A 3484-nucleotide genomic window follows, 5' to 3' on the forward strand; every position below is an offset into this window, starting at 1 on the left:
GCTCGTCCAGTTCGGCACGTCCGTCTTGCGGGCAACGGTTTGTATTTCGGGAATGCTGAGTAGCAATTCCTCTGCACGGTGTCCCATCTTGTCACTTTCTTCTAATGAGATGCCTGGTAAAGAAGATATGTTAATCGTAAACGAACCTTCGTTGAAAGGTGGCAGGAACGAACGTCCCAATGTGAAGAAACATACCAGAGCAACTACGAACAAACCGATTGTACTGCCCAGTACGATCTTCTTATGTCCCAGTACAAATGCCAATGCAGCACCATACCACTGTTTCATCTTGCGTGCTACGAACGAGTCGCTGCTCTCTTTCTGTTCCTTCTTCTTGTCTCTTCCTAAAAGATAGGAGCAAAGTACTGGTGTAACTGTCAATGCCACTACCGTAGAAGCGGCCAGTGCTACAATGAATGCAATACCCAGTGGAACCAGCATGCGGCCTTCCATACCGGTGAGGAAGAACAGTGGTACGAAACTGACTACGATAATCAGCGTAGAATTCAGAATAGGCATACGTACTTCTTTCGATGCGTTGAATACTACTTCCAGTATGGAAAGGCGTTCTTCCACAGGCTTCAACTTATTCTCGTGGAGTCGTTTATATACATTCTCCACGTCCACAATGGCATCATCCACCAACGAACCGATAGCGATGGCAAGACCACCGAGGCTCATTGTATTAATTGTGAAGCCCATATAATGCAGCGTTACCAGTGAAGTAATCAATGAAAGCGGTAGTGTAACCAATGAGATCACCGTTGTACGTACATTCGCAAGGAATAGGAATAGGACAATTACAACGAAGATACCTCCTTCAAACAAGGACTTCTGTACGTTTCCGATAGAGCTTTCGATAAAGCGGCTCTGACGGAAGATGTCTGTGCTGACTTTTACATCCGGTGGCAGGTTCTTCTGCAAGTCTTTTAAAGATGCTTCTAATTTATCCGTTAATTCCAGTGTGCTGGTGGCTGGTTGCTTGGTTACTGTTAACAGTACGGCGGATTTACCCCGTTCGGATGCTGTACCCAGTTTGGGTAACTTTGCTCCGATATGTACATCTGCAATGTCTTCCAGTAAGATAGGAGCATTCCCCGAAGCGGTTCCACCACGTACTACGGCACGTGCCAGTTGGTCTACACGGTCGGTAGAAAGTACTCCACGCACAATGTATTCGTTACCATATTCATATAACACGCCACCGTTTGCGTTCAGATTCATTTCGCGGGTTACAGTCATGATTTCATTCAGCGTAACGCCGTAATGCCGCATCCGTTCCGGGTCTAATTGTATCTGATATTCCTTTATATCACCGCCAAGTACTGCTACCTGTGCCACACCGCCCGTAGAGAGCAAACGCGGTCGGATGGTCCAGTCGGCTATTGTACGCAGGTCGAGCATGGAGGTAGAGTCGGCCGTCAATCCGATAATCAGCATTTCACCCAGAATGGATGATTGTGGGCCCAGCGTCGGTTTACCTACACCGGTAGGCAGGCTTTCACTTACGACGGCCAACTTTTCGCTGACAATCTGCCGGGCCAGATAAATATCCGTATCCCAATCGAATTCTACCCATACTACAGAGAAGCCGTTGGTAGATGAAGAACGTACGCGGCGCACACCTGTTGCACCGTTCACTGCTGTTTCTACAGGAAATGTAACGAGTTGTTCCACTTCTTCTGCTGCCATACCGTTTGCTTCGGTCATGATAACAACCGTAGGTGCATTGAGGTCAGGGAATACGTCCACTTCCGTGTTCATGGCGGTGTAGGTTCCGCCTATCAGTAACAACACCGAGGCTACAAGTACCAGGATGCGGTTATGAAGTGAGAAATGTATGATCTTATTTAACACGATGATATATTTACTATTTTACTATTTACTATTTACTATTTGATACACCTTGTCTTTTACCATTTGACATTTACTATTCTTATCATCAGCTTCATGCATTGCGCAGCCAAATAGTAAATAGTAACTTGTCAAATAGTAAATAAGTTTAGTGTTCGTGACTGTGTGCCGGTATCGCATTCGTAGCGCTTGCCAGTTTCACTTGATAAGCACCTTCGGTTACCACGCGGTCTCCGGCTTTTACACCTGAGAGAATCTGTACGCTTTCACCGTTATCGGCTCCGAGAGTCACAAGTTGTTTCTTATATCCTTCTTCATCCAGTTGCAGGTAGACAAAGAAACTGCCTTGTTCTTCAGTCAATGCTGAATGGGGCAGGGATATTACGTTTTCTATAGGGGAAGACAATAAGAAGATTTCTACAAACGAACCGGGGATAATATCACCTTTGTTGTCGAACTCAAAGGTTACAGGTACGTAATATCCACCATCACCACCGGAAGCTTTGCCATAAGAGAGAAGACGCCCGTCTAAGTCTTTCAATGTATATACCTTATTATTATAAGGAGTGCAGAAGTTAGCAGAACCAATAGTACGCAGATATTGGTAATATTTCTCAGATACATCAGCACGCAGGAACAATTTGCGGTTTTGCGTAATGCTGACTAACGGTTGCCCTACGGCTACATAATCACCTTCTTTCACTAACAGGCTTTTTACATATCCGCTGATAGGAGAAATTACCGCTTGTCCGCTTGCTGAACTATTTTTAGCTACGGCTTCATAGCTGATACGTGCATTTTCGTATGCTTGTTCCGCTTGAGCGAAATCTTTTTCAGAAACAATTTTATTTCCTACGAGAGCTTTCATGCGCTCATATTCTTTCTTGGAAACTTCATAAGCGATACGTGCCCGTTCTACGGGGTCACCATCCGCCATGTTCTTGGAAGATAATGTCACCAGTGGTGTACCTTTACTGACACTCATACCTTCGATTACCTTTCCACGGAAAGATACTACACCAGCTACGGTTGCTACAGCCACGCTCTCATCTCCTTGTGCTGCCATTACCTGACCGCTGGTTTTTATAACCTGATGGAAAATCCCCGGTTCTACAACATTGGATTTTACTCCGGCAGCCTGTGCTTTGGCAGTAGGCAGAATGATTTCGTCACTATGTCCGGCCGCTGTTTGTTCATCGTGGCTATGTCCATCGTGGTTATGTTCGTCACCTTCGTGATTGTGGTCTTCGCCTTCATGATCATGATCACAACCTTCGTGCTCATGTTTTTCTGTTTCATGATTATGACCTTCGTGTCCGTCGCCGGATTTACTATTGCAAGAGCCTAACAGGAATAATCCCATGACTCCCATAAAAAGAATTTTTTTCATGATGATATTTTAATGTTCTTACTTTTATCTGTGTGCAAAATTAGAGATAAAAGCCTGCAATAAAGTTGCAGACTTTACGATAAAGTAAGAACACACGGAGGTGCGCGAAGTCCTGTGGCACGTGTGAGATACGTGCCATGAAGTGACTCCTGGTATATGCAGTCCTGTCTTTGCCCGCTTTCTTCGGGGAGGACCAATAGTCTGAGAAGGGGTTCGGAGAATAATGTGATAACCAGTGGA

2 protein-coding genes and 1 pseudogene are annotated in these 3484 nt (G+C 45.2%); all 3 read right to left on the minus strand.

All coding sequences use genetic code 11. The annotated features are described in order from the left end of the window. A pseudogene (locus BACCELL_RS04690) lies at positions 1-1857 on the minus strand (efflux RND transporter permease subunit); the annotation flags it as partial. Between the two features lie 145 nt (positions 1858-2002). Then, positions 2003-3244, minus strand: a complete 1242-nt coding sequence (locus BACCELL_RS04695; RefSeq protein ID WP_007210430.1) for an efflux RND transporter periplasmic adaptor subunit — start codon at positions 3242-3244, stop codon at positions 2003-2005. Positions 3245-3318: 74 nt separating this feature from the next. Beyond that, positions 3319-3441 carry a DUF6769 family protein gene (locus BACCELL_RS27665; RefSeq protein ID WP_345917001.1) on the minus strand — a complete coding sequence of 41 codons (123 nt, stop codon included), beginning with the start codon at positions 3439-3441 and terminating at the stop codon, positions 3319-3321. Between the last annotated feature and the right edge of the window lie 43 nt (positions 3442-3484).

Source organism: Bacteroides cellulosilyticus DSM 14838 (assembly GCF_000158035.1).
GTDB classification, from domain to species: domain Bacteria; phylum Bacteroidota; class Bacteroidia; order Bacteroidales; family Bacteroidaceae; genus Bacteroides; species Bacteroides cellulosilyticus.